The 15635-nt window shown below is 41.7% G+C and carries 16 protein-coding genes and 1 tRNA gene; 10 read left to right on the top strand and 7 right to left on the bottom strand.

Annotated elements, in window-relative coordinates:
- Positions 1 to 236: 236 nt before the first annotated feature.
- Both HMPREF9444_RS02270 and HMPREF9444_RS11025 read right to left on the bottom strand, forming a co-directional pair.
- Entirely contained in the window at positions 237 to 1208 is a 972-nt protein-coding gene (locus HMPREF9444_RS02270) for an MATE family efflux transporter (protein ID WP_009142712.1), read from the bottom strand.
- 30 nt (positions 1209 to 1238) lie between these two features.
- Positions 1239 to 1559, bottom strand: a complete 321-nt coding sequence (locus HMPREF9444_RS11025; RefSeq protein ID WP_009142711.1) for an MATE family efflux transporter — start codon at positions 1557 to 1559, stop codon at positions 1239 to 1241.
- 651 nt (positions 1560 to 2210) lie between these two features.
- Between HMPREF9444_RS11025 and HMPREF9444_RS02265 the strand changes: the two genes are divergently transcribed.
- The 3 genes from HMPREF9444_RS02265 to HMPREF9444_RS02255 are packed head-to-tail and all read left to right on the top strand — an operon-like array spanning position 2211 to position 3724.
- Positions 2211 to 2441, top strand: coding sequence for a hypothetical protein (locus tag HMPREF9444_RS02265; protein ID WP_009142710.1), 231 nt, complete (start codon positions 2211 to 2213; stop codon positions 2439 to 2441).
- 9 nt (positions 2442 to 2450) lie between these two features.
- Entirely contained in the window at positions 2451 to 3236 is a 786-nt protein-coding gene (locus HMPREF9444_RS02260) for a threonine/serine exporter family protein (protein WP_009142709.1), read from the top strand.
- Positions 3233 to 3724 carry a threonine/serine exporter family protein gene (locus HMPREF9444_RS02255; RefSeq protein WP_009142708.1) on the top strand — a complete coding sequence of 164 codons (492 nt, stop codon included), beginning with the start codon at positions 3233 to 3235 and terminating at the stop codon, positions 3722 to 3724. Before HMPREF9444_RS02260 ends, HMPREF9444_RS02255 begins: the two co-directional genes overlap by 4 nt.
- A gap of 116 nt (positions 3725 to 3840) precedes the next feature.
- Here HMPREF9444_RS02255 and HMPREF9444_RS02250 read toward each other — a convergent pair.
- The 3 genes from HMPREF9444_RS02250 to HMPREF9444_RS02240 form a co-directional block, all read right to left on the bottom strand.
- Positions 3841 to 3917, bottom strand: a tRNA-Met gene (locus tag HMPREF9444_RS02250).
- Positions 3918 to 3975: 58 nt separating this feature from the next.
- Positions 3976 to 4299, bottom strand: a complete 324-nt coding sequence (locus HMPREF9444_RS02245) for an early set domain-containing protein (protein ID WP_009142707.1) — start codon at positions 4297 to 4299, stop codon at positions 3976 to 3978.
- Between the two features lie 191 nt (positions 4300 to 4490).
- On the bottom strand, positions 4491 to 5198 hold the full coding sequence (locus HMPREF9444_RS02240) for a DNA mismatch repair protein MutH (RefSeq protein ID WP_009142706.1): 708 nt from the start codon (positions 5196 to 5198) through the stop codon (positions 4491 to 4493).
- Positions 5199 to 5586: 388 nt separating this feature from the next.
- Here HMPREF9444_RS02240 and rppH point away from each other — a divergent pair, with 388 nt between their 5' ends.
- Genes rppH through HMPREF9444_RS02210 form a run of 6 tightly spaced genes read left to right on the top strand, consistent with a single transcriptional unit; the run spans position 5587 to position 11836 of the window.
- Positions 5587 to 6120 (top strand): RNA pyrophosphohydrolase, encoded by a 534-nt coding sequence (gene rppH / locus HMPREF9444_RS02235; RefSeq protein WP_040909105.1) that lies wholly within the window; start codon positions 5587 to 5589, stop codon positions 6118 to 6120.
- A gap of 5 nt (positions 6121 to 6125) precedes the next feature.
- Complete coding sequence (gene ptsP, locus HMPREF9444_RS02230) at positions 6126 to 8420, top strand: phosphoenolpyruvate--protein phosphotransferase (protein ID WP_009142704.1); 2295 nt, start codon at positions 6126 to 6128, stop codon at positions 8418 to 8420.
- A 9-nt stretch (positions 8421 to 8429) separates the two neighbouring features.
- Positions 8430 to 9224: a thymidylate synthase gene (gene thyA, locus HMPREF9444_RS02225; RefSeq protein WP_009142703.1), complete on the top strand. Its 795-nt coding sequence runs from the start codon at positions 8430 to 8432 to the stop codon at positions 9222 to 9224.
- Positions 9225 to 9233: 9 nt separating this feature from the next.
- A complete protein-coding gene (locus HMPREF9444_RS02220) occupies positions 9234 to 9503 on the top strand; it encodes an FAD assembly factor SdhE (protein ID WP_009142702.1) in 270 nt (89 codons plus the stop codon).
- On the top strand, positions 9503 to 10870 hold the full coding sequence (locus HMPREF9444_RS02215; RefSeq protein WP_009142701.1) for a DEAD/DEAH box helicase: 1368 nt from the start codon (positions 9503 to 9505) through the stop codon (positions 10868 to 10870). The genes HMPREF9444_RS02220 and HMPREF9444_RS02215 overlap by 1 nt, the downstream gene beginning before the upstream one ends.
- Positions 10871 to 10879: 9 nt before the next feature.
- Positions 10880 to 11836, top strand: coding sequence for a MurR/RpiR family transcriptional regulator (locus HMPREF9444_RS02210; protein WP_009142700.1), 957 nt, complete (start codon positions 10880 to 10882; stop codon positions 11834 to 11836).
- On the opposite strand, the gene HMPREF9444_RS02205 is transcribed toward HMPREF9444_RS02210, so the two are convergent.
- Together HMPREF9444_RS02205 and HMPREF9444_RS02200 are read right to left on the bottom strand one after the other, a co-directional pair.
- Positions 11802 to 13145: a cytidylate kinase family protein gene (locus tag HMPREF9444_RS02205; RefSeq protein ID WP_009142699.1), complete on the bottom strand. Its 1344-nt coding sequence runs from the start codon at positions 13143 to 13145 to the stop codon at positions 11802 to 11804. The genes HMPREF9444_RS02210 and HMPREF9444_RS02205 overlap by 35 nt on opposite strands.
- Positions 13146 to 13275: 130 nt before the next feature.
- Positions 13276 to 14583, bottom strand: a complete 1308-nt coding sequence (locus HMPREF9444_RS02200; RefSeq protein ID WP_009142698.1) for a citrate synthase — start codon at positions 14581 to 14583, stop codon at positions 13276 to 13278.
- Between the two features lie 195 nt (positions 14584 to 14778).
- Between HMPREF9444_RS02200 and purU the strand changes: the two genes are divergently transcribed.
- The gene (gene purU, locus HMPREF9444_RS02195; RefSeq protein ID WP_009142697.1) at positions 14779 to 15621 is read left to right on the top strand and encodes a formyltetrahydrofolate deformylase; all 843 of its coding nucleotides are present in this window, start codon (positions 14779 to 14781) and stop codon (positions 15619 to 15621) included.
- Positions 15622 to 15635 lie beyond the last annotated feature (14 nt).

Here is a 15635-nt window from a genome sequence, read left to right as displayed (position 1 = left end):
ATCATCGGCCTTTAGGCCGGTGAGGATGTCAAATAACTTTACTACAGTAAGTTTTGGTAAAACATCTACCAAACACTGTTAAGTGCTGTAAGAATTTTTGTTTCACTGCTATAAGGCAGCTACTTGTCTTTTATCACTGCTTTTATGATAAAGCGACTAAAAAATTTTATATGTATTTTTCAGTCGCAGATATTTAAATAAGAAATATAATTTTTGTATCGCCGCGAGGGAGATCTTTAGTTGTTTTGATGAGTTATATGGTGGATTTTGATAAAACGCAGGCGCAGTACATTAATTAATATTATTAATGTTACAGTAAGTTCTGAAAACGTTAGTGCTAACCATATACCTTTTTCTCCCGTAAGCTGAGGCAATAAAATAAAAGACGGAATTAAAAATATAAAACCGCGCATTAAAGCTATAAGAGTAGATCTTTTTACATCTTCAATACTTTGCAGATAGCCGATAACGGCTAAATTAAGCACGAAGAAAATAAAACCGATGCCTATATAAGGAAAACCGTGAATAGCAATCTGTGCGCTGGGATCTGATAAATTTACGAAAATATTTACCATAATTTCAGGAAATAGAATAAAGAACAGCGCCATAATCGAGCTGCAGCAAAATGCAGTTTTTAATGATATATTCAAGGCCTTTTTGACTCTTTTTTTATTATTTATACTGAAGTTATAGCTGATAATCGGTTGTGATGATTGGGCGATTGAATTTCCGGTCATAAAAACAAAAGGCAGATAATAGCAGCAGATGCCGAAAGCTCCGACCCCGTTGTCTCCTAAGTAATGCATAAAAGTATAATTTCCGACAAACATGAGAACGGCTAAGGTTGTTTCACCCAGAAAAGCTGAGGATCCGATAATACATTGGCTTCTGATATTTTTTGCAAAAAAGATAAAACCTTGAAGACTTAAGTGTAAGCATATAAGCTTAATTTTCTGAGCTTTAAAAGCCAGATAATACAGTACCATTAAAGCACCGATAAAACAGCTTAAAGAGGTGGCAATCGCTGCGCCTTTTATTCCCATGTTGAGCGGAAAAATAAAAATATAATCTAAAACGGCATTGGTCGCGGCAGTCACTATGCTTGAGAGCATGGCAAAATTCGGAGCTCCGTCTAAACGCAGAGAAAATACGGAAATAGCGATAATAAGTTCAAAGATGAGTGATGTTGTTGATGTTCCTAGAATCATGCCGACCCATTGCGGGAAAAATATTAGTATTCAAGTAACAATAGAAGAAATAAATACGGCAAAAATTAACGCTTGGGTCATTGTGCCTCTGGCGTAAATTATTTTTCCTTTACCGAGACTTATTGAAGCAATCACTGATCCTCCGACTCCTACCATAAGTCCGAACCCTGTTAAAAGCATGATAAGCGGTACACAGAGATTTATTGCGGCAATTCCATGACTTCCTACTCCGTGTCCGACAAAAATTCCGTCAATGGTTGTAACGGCACTGACGCTGAACATGCCTAAAAGCGTGGGAAAGAATAGTTTAAAGAAAAGATTGGTTATATTTGCAAAGCTATAGTCGATCATCCTTATATCCTTTTAGTAATTTACAAAGTTACGTTGGATTCAGGACTTGGCTTAGGATCTGACTTTAGTGGTGAAGACGCAAAAGCCGGATCCATGACAGGTTTTACCCGGTCATCTTATCCAGCCTTAGGCCCTCCGATGAGGATTACAAAACACTGCTTGGTTTTACCAAGTCGGTCACAGTATAGCAATAGTCATTTTAGTGTCAATCGGAAAATTAAGTAAAAAAGACTGATTTTTTAGTCATCAGTTTTCAGCTTTTTTTGGGTAGTAGAAATGAGATTAATTTTGCTGATCGTTATCTTTAAACATTTGAGTGGATGCTGATAAACACAACATTTTTCCTTAAAAATATTATTTGCCTTACTTAAGTGCAGGATTTTTGCATCTAAATAACAGCAATTTTAAATGAAAATAAGAATTTTAATCTTAAATAATTAATTGATTTATATATATTTAATGTTTTATATAATTATTATTTTTATTTTGTTAATATAAAAATTATATTTAATATGCTTAAAATTTTAAAATTTTAATCGATCTATATCACAAAAATATGTATAATTCGCAGTCGAAATTTTGAATATCCTTATAAAATAAGGCGTTATTCAAGATAGCTTTTATTATTTTCGATTGAATATTGGGGTTTTTATGAAGAAATTTTTCTTACTTTGTGCATTATTGTTTTCCGGATCTTCTGCTTTTGCCACTATGGAAGCCTCGTGGAATGATCAGAATAATATTTTTGCCAAAGGTATTAGTGATTGCCCGATGTATGTCTATCAGCAAAATAAGGACGGTTCTTACAAAGAGCTGGTTTGGGCTCATGAAATCAAAAAGCGCAATGCGAGCTTAGATTCAGGTGAGTGTGTTTATCGTTAAAGGCTAAAAATGAGTAATTTGAATTTAGCCTCAAAAGCCGAGGTTCTGTGTACTTTAGGAAAACATCTTGCTCTTTACGGCGCAGAAACTCGGCTTATTGTGCAGTCGGTTAAGGAAATGGCAGCAGACCTTGGGATTTCAAAAATCGATCTCGGCTTGACGCGTACTTCTATTACGGTCAAGATCTTTGAGGGGCAAGAGCAGGTTATTGAATTTGCTGAGATAAACGCTTTCGGCATCAATATGAGCGCACTTACCGATCTGCACCAGGTGTGTCTTAAGGTAAAAGACGGAAAATTAAAAGATCCGCAGAAAATATTACAGGCAATTAACGCAGTTAAAGTCAAAACTTATAACAAAAAGTATCTAATCTTCATCGAAGCTTTGGCGGCAAGCGCTTTTGCTTTTTTAAACGGCGGCAATCTTGAAATCATGGCGGCAACTTTCTGCGGAGGAATTGTACTGATGTTCGTACGTTTCTTTTTGCTGGGACGCGGTTTTTTCGAATGCTTTGCGTTTACAGTGTCGGCTTTTTGCGGCAGCTCTTTTACTCTGCTGGTTGCAAAATGCTTGATGCAGCTGTCGACAAATGAAATCTCTCTTGCGGTAATGTCTACTACCTTACTTTTAGTTCCGGGATTTCCGTTTATGAACGGCTTTCTTGATGTGTTTAAAGGCTACATGGATGTAGGTTTAAGCCGTCTTATCAATGCAAGCGTGCTTACCATGGCAGCAGCCATCGGCTTAATCGGTACGGTGTATCTGGTGTACAGTCCTCTTTGGGAGCAGTTATGATGTTATCTAATGATGTTTTGCTGCAAATAGTGCTTGAAACAATAGCGGCAGGATTTATCGCTCCGGCTTTTGCCATGCTGTTTGCAGTTCCGCGTCGGTGTCTTCCATATGTTGCAGCAGGCGGTGCTCTAACAAGATGCCTGCGTTCCGGACTTTATATTGGGGCAGGAATTGAAATCGTGATTGCCACATTTATCGCTTGTGCTGCAGTTTCTTTGATTTTTATCTATTTAGGTCCTAAGCTTAAAATTCCGCGCCCGGTTTTTACCGTTGCCAGCATTATCGCACTCATTCCGGGATTCGATGCCTACAATGCCTTAATCTCTTTCATCTCGATGGTGGAAAGTGTTGATGACGCAGCTTTTTATCATTATGTTTTTACTTTGATGCACTCAGGTACGCGTTGTGCGGCAATTTTATTGGCTATTGCTTTAGGTATCGCAGTACCGCCGCTGTTTTTTTATAATTATCGCCATCGCCGTGTTTAAATGCGCCGCAGTGGTTATTTTCTGTAAAAATCAAATAATTAGATACGAGAATTAGAAAATAGGCAGGAATTTTTGAGGAGCAGAAACAAAAAACGGAAGCTTACTGCTTCCGATTTTGGTTGCGGGGGCAGGATTTGAACCTACGACCTTCGGGTTATGAGCCCGACGAGCTACCGAGCTGCTCCACCCCGCGATTGACTTGATGCGTGCATTATAGGGAGAAGTTTGAGCTCTGTCAAGCTTTTTACGAATTATTTTTTAGGAAACATTGTAAATACAGAATTATCACCGCCGAAAGGATTAGGGCAGTACTCTTCTGCATTCCAATCATTGTCGAATTTCACGCTGCCGTCCGGCATGGTGTACTTAAAGCGATATTGATATTTGTCCTGAATATCGCGCGCGACAGTAATAGATCCGCGATAGGTTCCGTTTTTCTGCGGTTTCATGGCAACAGGCTCCCAGCCGTTGTGCTCGCACAATAAATCAATTTTTGCTGCGCCCTGGGCGGCTTCTTTTGTAATATAAAAAGCGATAGTGACTTTCTTAGGAGTAAATCTCTTAGAAACGCTCATGATGTTCTCCTGATATTAATTTTCTTTGGATCATTGCGTTAAGTGCATTATAAGCCTAAAAAGTTGATAAATAGTAAATTTAAGCGTTTTTGTATAAATTGTTATAAAAAAATGAGGTTTTGCTCACTGAAAGAGGGAAAAAGCTTACTCTTTATTTTACAAAGAAAAGATTAAAGAAGCGTTAATAATGTTTAAGGATTGCGTTCTTTGATTTTATCGATTAGTTTTTGGGTAAAAGCACGGCGCATATAAAAACCGCGGGGACGGGTCTTTATTATCGTTCCGTCAGGACCTATGCAGTCGGTAAGCTGCGAGCCGTCGGCAGCTTTCGGTCGCATTTGAATAATCGTGCCGTAGCGTGCCGTTATTTGCTGAACTTGTCCGAGACTTACCATTTCCATAAGTTCTTCCCAATCTTCTTTTATTAAAGCAAGTTCTTCTGCGTTCGGTTTGAAAAAATGAAATCCCATGATTTTACGCTCTGCAAAGGGAAGAGCGCGCGGTGCCAAAACAAAAACAAACAGTATGGATGAAATTTTGCAAAATAATGCAGAGTCTTCAAAACGCTGACTGCGTTTGTTTATGAGCGGTGCGTGACAGATAAATGTTGACTCAAGAGGTTTTAGATTTTCATCTACAGGCAGGGTTTTTAACTCCAGTTTTAACTGAGGAAAATCAGGAACCGGTAAGTTTCCGGCGGTTGCGCCTAATAATATTTCAAGCAGCTCCCCTGTAAATCCTTTTCCGCTTGTAGTATTGCGCGGCAGCTGCACTATGGCTTTATCGGCAAGTTCCAAAAGCGTTTTTCCGATTAAAGACTCAAGTCTTGCTTTTAACTCTTCAAGAGATTGCGGCGCACTAACGGAATACGGAGAAATAAGTTTATTTTTAAAAGACATGTAAATAAAAAATTTTTTCAAACTAAGGAATGTTTTTCATTTTACCCTGTCAATGACAAAGGAAAAAGTTCAAACGAAAAAAGCTCAAAATTTAAGAGTAAAAACTCTCTGTTATACGAGAAAAAAACTCTGATTATTGAGATCTGCTCAGATTTAAATTTTTGTAATCTGTGCGATAATTTATCTATTGAACTCTTTGTTTTTTTTAGATGTAAATTTAAAGAATATATTCTTTTGTCGTCATTAATTTGCTTTGATGCTTAAACAGTATCGGCTAATTTTTATTGATGCAAAATATATTGTTCTGATTACGGATAAAAAAACAAAAAATCCCTTAAGTACGGACTTTCGGGAAGAGGCTAAAGAATTAAAGACTAGGCGGTTTGCTGTGATAGATAAAGACGGATTCAGACCCAATGTGGGCATAGTCATCTGCAACCGCAAAGGTCAGGTTTTATGGGCTCGCCGGATCCGCCAGAATTCCTGGCAGTTTCCTCAAGGAGGAGTAGATCCCGGAGAGACCCCGACCGAGGCCATGTATCGGGAGCTGTATGAAGAACTGGGGTTAAGACGTGAAGACGTCAGACTGCTCGCGGTTTCCCGTTATTGGCATCGTTATCGTCTGCCCAAACGTTTGATTCGTTGGACGGAAGAACCGGTATGTCTCGGGCAAAAGCAAAAATGGTTTTTGCTGTACGTGCCCAATGACTCGCAGATGAAAATTGAATTTAATCGCTGGGGACATCCAGAATTTGACGATTGGCTATGGGTCAGCTATTGGTATCCGGTGCGCCAGGTCGTCGCATTTAAGCGTGATGTTTACCGCCGGATTTTAACTGAATTTGCCCCGGCGGCATTGTTCGGAAAGTCCCCTGTTGTTGAAATTAAAAATTATCATAAAACCCGCAGACGCGGAGGTTGATTTAAATGGACGAAAGACAAAATCAGATCCTCTTTGCTTTACGCGAGATAACGGAAGAAGTATCAGCACAAAGCTCACTTGAAAAGGCCGTGGAGGTTCTGGTTTCCAGAATTCGTAAAGCTATAGGTTCCGATTGCTGTTCTCTGTATATTTGTGACAATTTACGAGAAAAATACCGTTTGGTGGCAACTGACGGTTTATCTAAAAATGCCGTAGGCAAAGTAACTCTTAATTTTAAAGAAGGTCTGGTGGGTGTAGTCGGATCCTCCCGCAAACTTCTTGATCTTGCGGATGCTCCTTCTCATCCTAATTTTAAATATATGCCGGATATCGGTGAGGACGCTTATCATTCGTTTTTAGGCGTTCCCGTCATGAACCAGGGACAACTTCTGGGCGTCTTGGTTATTCAAAGCAAAGAACAAAGACAATTCGGCTTTGCCGAAGAATCTTTTATGGTCACTTTGTCCGCACAAATCGGCTCAATTATCGCCCGCTCAAAAAGTGAAAAAAGAGAATCTAACGTTACCCGCTACCGCGGAACTTCAGGAACCGGAGATTTGGCGGTCGCTCATGCTTTCGTATGGCGTCCCGATATTTCTTTTGATGAAGTAAAAATTCTGCATACCGAGGAGCCTGTTCTTCAGCAGGAATTGTTCCAGCAGGCTATTTTCCAATTGCAGATTGAAATGGATCGCGCTGCTCTTAATATGCGCGAGAGCGATCACGGCAACGCGGCTTTCGGCTATATCTCAAGTTACGGAAAACTTTTGGATGATGAGAATTTTATGTCGGAAGTCGACGAGCAGATTTGCTCTCAAGGTCTGCATGCTACATCTGCCGTAAAGCAGGTAATAGAAGGCAGAATGAATGCGGCCAAGCTCCACGGTGACGATGATTTATGCGCTGACCTTAAAGATTTCGGTCAGGTTCTTATTTCTCGCCTGATACATGCATCGCGCGGTTTTGACCTTAATGATAAGGTTATCCTGGTAACAGAAAGCCTTCCGGCGGTTTTAGTTGCCGAAATGCCGCGTGAAAAGATTGCCGGTTTTGTTGTTTCGGGCAGTTTAATAAGTTCGCATGCCGCGATTTTAGCCCGTGATCTTAATATTCCGGCAGTAATGGGGGTTAATCTTGATTTAAACTCCGTAGACGGACATATGATGATTGTCGACGGTAAACGCAGCGAAGTTCTTATTGATCCGCCGCAGTCGGTTGTCGATGAGTTTTTGGAACTGCAGAATCAGACTCAAGAACAAAGCAACATGTTTGAGGCTGAAAGAAAGATCGATGCCGAAACTTTGGACGGTAAGCGCATCACCGTACAGCTAAACGCCGGTCTTAACAGTTCAGACGATGCTGATATTTCAGAAGAAACTGACGGTATAGGTTTATATCGTTCTGAAATCGCGTTTATGCTTACCAAGACTTTCCCGCCCGAGGATCTGCAGTATGCCTGGTATTGTGCGCTGCTAGAAAAGTTTAAAAACGATCCTGTGTGCATTCGCACTTTAGATATAGGATCGGATAAATGTCTGCCTTATTTGCCGATAAACGAAATAAATCCGGCATTAGGCTGGCGCGGAATCAGAATTTCCCTTGATGAGCCGCATATTTTGCATACTCAACTGCGTGCTTTGGTGAGAGCTCAAGCCAAGTACAAAAATCTTGAAATAATGATCCCGATGGTTTCGTCTTTAGATGAGGTCGAGAAAGTTAAAAATGAGTTTGCCGCGGTTTGCGCCGAAGTTCAGAGTGAGCTTAAGGTAGAGTTTACGCCTCCGCGTTTTGGTATGATGATTGAAGTCCCGAGCGTTGTCTATATGCTGGATGAGTATGCACCTCTCGTTGATTTCTTCTCGGTAGGCAGCAACGACTTAATTCAATATTTGTTAGCTGTTGACAGATCTAACCCTAAGGTCGGGCGTTTTTATGATTTCTTCCATCCGTCGGTTGTTCGCTGCCTTAAGTATTTGGTAGACAAGAGCAGAGATCTTGATAAGCCTTTATCCATTTGCGGAGAGCTTGCCGGTATGCCGCTTGGTGCCATGATGCTTTTGTCTTTGGGGTATGACCGTTTAAGCATGAATTATTCGGAAATTGCCAAGGTTAAGTTTATAATTCGCCGAGTCTCGGCAAAAGAACTGGCGTCTTTATGTGATAAAGCCATAAAGATGTCTCATGCCGATGAAATTCACGCGTTGTATGAAAATTACGCCAAAGAACACGGACTTGGTGAAATTATCGCTCTTGATAAAGCCAAAGATGAGGCTTTAAGTGCCGAATACAGTAATAATTAGGAGTTAAAAGTGAAAATTTATCTTGACCTTATGCGCAGAATCCTGGAAGAGGGAGTTGATCGCAGCGATCGTACCGGAACTGGTACTCGTTCGATTTTCGGAACTCAGATGCGCTTTGATTTAAATAAGGGGTTTCCGCTTTTAACTACTAAAAAAGTTCATTTACGCTCGATTATCCATGAATTACTGTGGTTTTTAAGCGGTGACACCAATATTAAATATTTAAAGGATAACGGCGTATCCATTTGGGATGAGTGGGCTGATGAAAACGGAGACTTAGGGCCGGTGTATGGAAAGCAGTGGCGCTCTTGGGCAGCTCCTGACGGTAAAGTTATAGATCAGATTTCAAATGCTGTAGATATGATTAAGCATAATCCTGACTCTAGGCGTATTATCGTCAGCGCTTGGAACCCTGCCGACGTTGAAAAAATGGCTCTACCGCCGTGTCATGCACTGTTCCAGTTTTATGTGGCAAACGGTAAATTGTCTTGTCTTTTGTATCAAAGAAGTTGTGACTTCTTTTTAGGCGTGCCTTTTAATATCGCAAGCTATTCGCTTTTAACCATGATGATGGCTAAGGAGTGTGATTTAGGATTGGGTGACTTCGTTTGGACAGGCGGTGATACCCATCTTTACAGCAATCACTTTGAGCAGGCTCATTTACAGCTGTCACGTACTCCGCGTGCTCTGCCGACAATGCTTATAAAACGAAAAGCTCCGTCTATTTTTGATTATAAGTATGAAGATTTTGAGCTTATAAATTATGATCCTTATCCGGTAATTAAAGCACCGGTCGCGGTTTAGGAGTTTTATATGCAGGATATTGAATGGGGCAAAATAAAGTGGCAGTCTCGTCGCGGAATGCGCGAGCTTGATTTAATGCTGCTGCCTTTTGTTGAACATGATTTGCCGAACATGGATGAAGCGGCGGTAGATGCTTATATCGATTTGTTGAAAGCAACTGATTTGGAGTTGTTTCGTTGGCTTCACGGCAGCGCCGAGCCTGACAGTAAGTCACGCAAAGATATGATTGCGACCATCATTAAATGTCATGAAGGCCGCAAAGGCCGCGAGGGAGTGTAATGTCCTTTTTCGATCTGGATCTTCCTGAAGAAATCGTTGCTTGTGCTTTGGCCCAAGGTTGGCAGCAGCCTACGGCCGTTCAGACTTTGGTTATTCCTAAGGCTCTTGAAGGACATGATATTTTAGGCGGGGCTCCTACCGGAACCGGTAAAAGCGCTGCTTTTTTATTGCCTGCTTTAGCTCGCCTTTTAACTTTAGAAAATACTTTGGGAGTTAAAGTTCTGGTTCTTGAGCCTACAAGAGAACTTGCTGTGCAGGTAGCTGATGTAGCTTCTTCATTAATCAGCGCTATTCCTGATGCTCCGTACACGTCAGCGACTATCATAGGCGGCGCCGGACGTGATATGCAGCGTGAGCAAACCGGAACGATTACCGTCGCAACGCCGGGACGATTGCTGGAGTTTTTAAGAAAAGACTGGTTTGATCCGTCAACTGTTGAGATTCTGGTAATTGATGAAGCGGATCGCATGCTTGATATGGGATTTAGAGATGATGTGGCAAGTATTGTAAGAGAGCTGTCAAATCGTTATCAGACCATGTTGTTTTCCGCAACCTTAGAAGGTTTCGGTATCAATGATTTTGCCCGCCAGGTATTGAACGATCCGATAGAGGTTCGTTTGGGAGCAGGCGGTGAAAATGATGAAAAGCTTCCTGAGTTTCTGTCTTCGCGGGCGTATTTTGCCAATGACAGCGAGCAGAAGTTTAAAATTTTAAAGCATCTTTTAACTACGGTTCAGGGGCGTTCCATTATTTTCGTAAAAACCAAAAGCCGACTTGCCGATGTTTCCGGAAAATTGAGAAGATCGGGGTTTGCTTTTGCTTCGCTCCAGGGAGAGCTGTCCCAGACTGAAAGAAAAGCGGCACTGCGCCGTTTTGCAGATTCTTCTGCGGATATTTTGGTAGCCACTGACGTCGCGTCCCGCGGTCTTGATTTACCGGATGTAACTCATGTTTACAATTATGATTTGCCGACATCTGCCGCAGTTTATGTACATCGGTCCGGCCGTACTGCTCGCGCCGGAGCCAAGGGCGTGGTTATAAGTATCGTAGAAGGTGCTGATTTAGAAAAACTTCAGGCAATTGAGCGTTATACCGATAGAGTTATAGAAAGAAGAACGATTAAAGGTATTTGTGAAGAATTTCCTAAAGACGTTGAATTTAAGCTTTCTACGCAAAAGCGCGGACGTGCATCAATAGGCGGAAAAGGCGGATTTGATCGTAAACGCAAAGATGAAGAAGAAAAGAAGCCGAAAGTAAAAAAACGTTGGCGCGTGACCAAGAATATCGGTAAACCTGATTTTGCGGCAAAACGTGCTAAAAAGGCAGCACGGCTTGCTAAAAAAGCAGAGCAAACAAAAGAAGACTGACGGTGCGTTATGGCATTAAATTTACTTGATCGCATTTCCGCGATGGCTAATGATTTATCAAAATCCGAGCGAAAAATTGCCGCCGCGGTTTTAGCACAACCTCAGCTTACCGTAAATGAAAGCATTGCTCAGCTTGCTAAAAGAGCTGAAGTATCGGAGCCTACGGTTTGTCGTTTTTGTAAACGTTTCGGAGCTAACGGTTTCCCTGATTTTAAGCTTGCATTAGGAGCGACTATGGCAAAAGACAGCCATAGTCTTCCTGACAGAGTCAAACGCGGTGACAGCGTTGAGGATGTCGCGAACAAAGTAATAGATACCACGATTGCTATGCTGCGTGATTTGTCAAGAACCGTAGATCTTACGGTCTTAGCGCGAACCGTTGATTTGTTAAGTCAGTCGCGCCGCGTCATTATTGCAGCTCAAGGTTTGTCGGCAGCTTCCGCCTTTGATTGCGGTTCTCGTTTATTGCGGCTTGGAATTGCTTGTGAGACTGTAACTGATTCTGCTTTAATGCGCATGAGCTGTGCTTCTTTAAGACAAGGGGACTTATTAATCGCGATTTCAGCAACCGGCAGATCGCTTGATGTGCTGTCTGCAGTAAAAATAGCCAGGCAAAACGGAGCAGCAATAGTTGCCGTATGCCCCGATAAAACTCCGATTAGTGCAGAATCTATTCTTACTTTAAAATGCGGGCAGTTCGGGGATGTTAAAGGCGATGATTTAATGATAGGCAGAATGATGGTCCAGACCATGCTGCAGATTGTTATTGCCGGTGTAATGCTGCGCAGGGCTGATGCAATCAGTCCTTTGAAGGATACTTTAACTAAGGCCCAGGAGCAATCTTACTGCCGGTCTGATGATAGGCCGACTTTAATATCTGATGAAAAAGAGGAGCCGGTTCAGGAGCTTAAGCCTCATGAACCTATAACTACTATAGCTTTTGATTGGACTGCGCAGCACTACTAACATTGGAGGCGCGGTTTTTAAATAAAGCGCAAATTAAGTCGCAGCATTCTTCAAGACCGATAGCTCCTGAATCAAGTACTAAATCGTAGCGGTGAATATCGTTAATATCGGCGTTTGCATAGTGCGCATAGTGTTCAGCACGGCGCTTGTCAAATAGATTCATCGCTTTTAAAGCTTTTTCTTTGGTTAAGTGATAAGTATTAAGGCAGCGATCAAGCTTTGACTCAAAGGATGCAAATAGACGAATTTTAACGCATAAAGGGTTGTCTTTTAGTATATCATCGGCGCCGCGGCCTACGATAACGCAAGGACTTTCACTTGCAAGTTTACGAATAACTTTTGCGCTCGCTACATATAAAGCATCTTGTTTTGATAGTGACTTATCAAGAGGTACTGCATAATCCTGCATGATCATCTGATACAAAAGAGCATTATCCAAGCGGTTTTCATTTCTTGATACGTATTCTTCCGAATAGCCTGTTTCTTTTGCGATAAGCGTGATGATTTCACTGTCATAAAACTTAAGGTTAAGTTTTTTAGCAAGCATTTTCCCTAATACTCTGCCGCCGCAGCCGTATTCCCGCGAAATGGTGATGACGGGATTAAAAGCAAATGCCGACTGTTCTTTGATTGCAGTTTCGGCGGTGCCGAAGAATTTATCGATAAATTTAAGATGCGGAGCTATGAGTCTTACGCAGGGACCGACCATTAAAGCCCCGACAAGCGTTCCTTCTCTAACGCTTTCCACATAAGTGAAATCAGTGCATGCAAGACCGATGATGACGGCAAGGCAAACTAAGGATAAGTCAAAGCAGGTTTTAATAATGCCGAATTCTTTATGTAAGAAACTGCAAACGGCTTTAACGAAAGCCTCTCCGGCCACCAATGCTACATCAGCTTTTACTTCAAGCGCTACACCGAAAGCAAGGATAACGGATCCTGTAATAAGCAGAACAAAGCGGTATAAATAAAAGTTAAGCTCGGGAATCACACTTTGCAGAATGAACATATTAACGTCAATTGATATGGAAAAAAGCAAAGTGGCGGGAATTTGTGAAAAAAGTCCTAATAATGCCTTTTTATCTTTTCTGTTCGGCAGCATGAAGTATTGGGAAGTGATTAAAATCAGGTTCCCGAGCATTGTGACCATACCGAAGGTAAGAGGTGTATGCAGAGATATTTCATACCAGGCACTTGATATCGGGGTGGTGCCTAATGCGGCGATGGTTACTAAAGCAACGCCGAAACCGTTAATCCATAAAGAAAGAAAAAAAACTAAATATCTTTTAATAAGTTCTGCTTTAGTCATATATCGTGCCCGTTCGTAATTTCAAGTTAACGACGGCAATTATAAGACTTAGAATGGATTTTGAGAGATAAAAAAAGACAGCGCCCTTAAAACAGTTTCTTTTAAGGGCGCTGTCTAATAAGTATAAAAACTAACGATTGCCTAAAACTTTTACATTGCGCAGCGGTTTACCGATGTAGATCTGACGCGGACGTCCTATACGGCTTTCCGGCATTTCCTGCATTTCATTCCAATGTGAAATCCAGCCGATGGTGCGTGCCAAGGCGAAGATTACGGTAAACATTGAAGTCGGAATACCGATGGCGTTTAAAATGATGCCTGAATAGAAGTCCACGTTAGGGTAAAGGTGGCGTTCAATAAAGTATTCATCGGAAAGTGCAATCTTCTCAAGCTCGGTAGCAACGTCGAGAATCGGGTGATCTTTAATCTTAAGCTCGTTTAAAACTTCATGGCAGGTCTGGCGCATAACCACGGCGCGCGGATCATAAGTCTTATATACACGATGACCGAAACCTGACAGACGGAACGGATCGTTGCGATCTTTTGCTCTTGCAATAAATTCCGGAATGCGATCTACTGTGCCGATTTGCTCAAGCATACGCAGACAGGCTTCGTTGGCGCCGCCGTGGGCAGGTCCCCATAAAGATGCAATACCTGCTGCGATGCAGGCATAAGGGTTTGCCCCCGATGAACCTGCAAGACGTACGGAAGAGGTTGATGCGTTCTGCTCATGATCGGCGTGCAAGATGAAAATTTTGTCAAGCGCTCTTTCGATTACGGGATTTACTTTATACGGTTCGCAGGGGGTAGAAAACATCATGTAAAGGAAGTTTCCTGCGTAACTTAAGTCATTGCGCGGATAAACGAAAGGGTGGCCTATGGAGTATTTGTATGCCATGGCAGCAAGCGTCGGGATCTTGGCGATAAGACGAATGGCAGTTCTTTCACGATGCTCCGGATCGTAAATATCAAGATTGTCGTGATAGAAAGCTGAAAGCGCACCGGCAATACCGCACATAATTGCCATCGGGTGAGAATCGCGGCGGAATGCATTGAACAATGAAGTGATTTGTTCATGAATAAGAGTATGGTGAATTACTTTGTACTCAAATTCCTTATATTGAGTCTTATTAGGCAGTTCGCCTTTTAATAACAAATAGCAGACTTGCAGATAGTTTGCTTTGTTGGCAAGTTGATCGATAGGGTAGCCGCGATAGAGCAAAACACCTTTTGCACCGTCAATGAACGTGATACGCGAGCTGCAGGATGCCGTTGATACAAAACCCGGATCGTAAGTGAAGTAACCGTTTTTGCCTAAAGCCCGGATATCTATAACCTCGGGGCCCATCGTGCCTTTTAATATCGGAAGAATGATGGGATCGTGTCCCGGAATATTAAGGGTGGCGTATTTGTCTAAATCAGGTGTTTTTTCGGTCATTTGTGTTCAACCCTTATATTGCAAAAGTTATATTCTTTCTTAGGATTTAAATATAGCGCCTTTTGGGTTTGTAGCAAAGAGTAACCGTAGTTATTTGGCATTTTTCATGTGCTAAAATAGTGCAAACTATATTAAAAATCTGCATAATCGCTAAAATTTAATAAATTTTGGTTCTTTTTTAGAAGAAAACGAGTAATGGAACAAAGAATTCTTTTAACCGAATGCTCCGACGGCGTCGGACTGATTGCCAAGGTAACCGGAGTCTGTTTTAAATATAATTTTAACGTTATCCGTCAGGATCAATATGCATCTCATGAAGATAAAAAGTTTTTTATGCGTTCCGTTCTTGAAGGGGATTTTTCAGTAAGCGAGAATTTTCTTGCGGAAGTAAAGAGCAACCTTCCTGCTGATGCTAAGGTCAGATTGAACGATGCACAGGCGCGCAGAAAGCTTGCGGTTCTTGTTACCAAAGAAGCGCACTGCCTTGGTGATTTATTGATGAAATCATATTCAGGTGCGCTTAATGCCGACATCGTGATGGTCGCGGGAAATTATCCTGACTTAGGTGATTTAGCGGCAAAATTCAATGTTCCTTTTCATTGCATTTCGCATGAAGGAATTAGCCGCGAAGAGCATGAAGAAGAGATGTGTAGGCTGATTGACAGCTACAACCCCGATTATGTAGTACTGGCAAAGTATATGCGAATTTTGTCGCCTAAAATGGTGGCGCATTTTCCGCTTGGTAAACTTATCAACATCCATCATTCGTTCCTGCCGGCATTTATCGGAGCAAAACCGTATCAGCAGGCTTTTGATCGCGGCGTGAAAATTATCGGGGCTACTGCGCATTTTGTTACCGATAATCTTGATGAAGGTCCTATTATCGAACAGGACGTAATTAAGGTTAATCACCGCTACAGCGCTCAGTCTATGGCGCGAGCCGGACGCGACGTTGAGCGCTTGGTTCTTATGCGTGCTTTAAATAAGATCTTATCTGATAAGGTCTTTATTCACAGCAATAAGACCGTAGTCTTTTAATAAAGGCTTCGCGC

Origin of the sequence: Succinatimonas hippei YIT 12066, assembly GCF_000188195.1 — a bacterium.
Taxonomy (GTDB): Bacteria; Pseudomonadota; Gammaproteobacteria; order Enterobacterales; family Succinivibrionaceae; genus Succinatimonas; species Succinatimonas hippei.
This window is presented reverse-complemented; position numbering and strand designations above follow the sequence as displayed.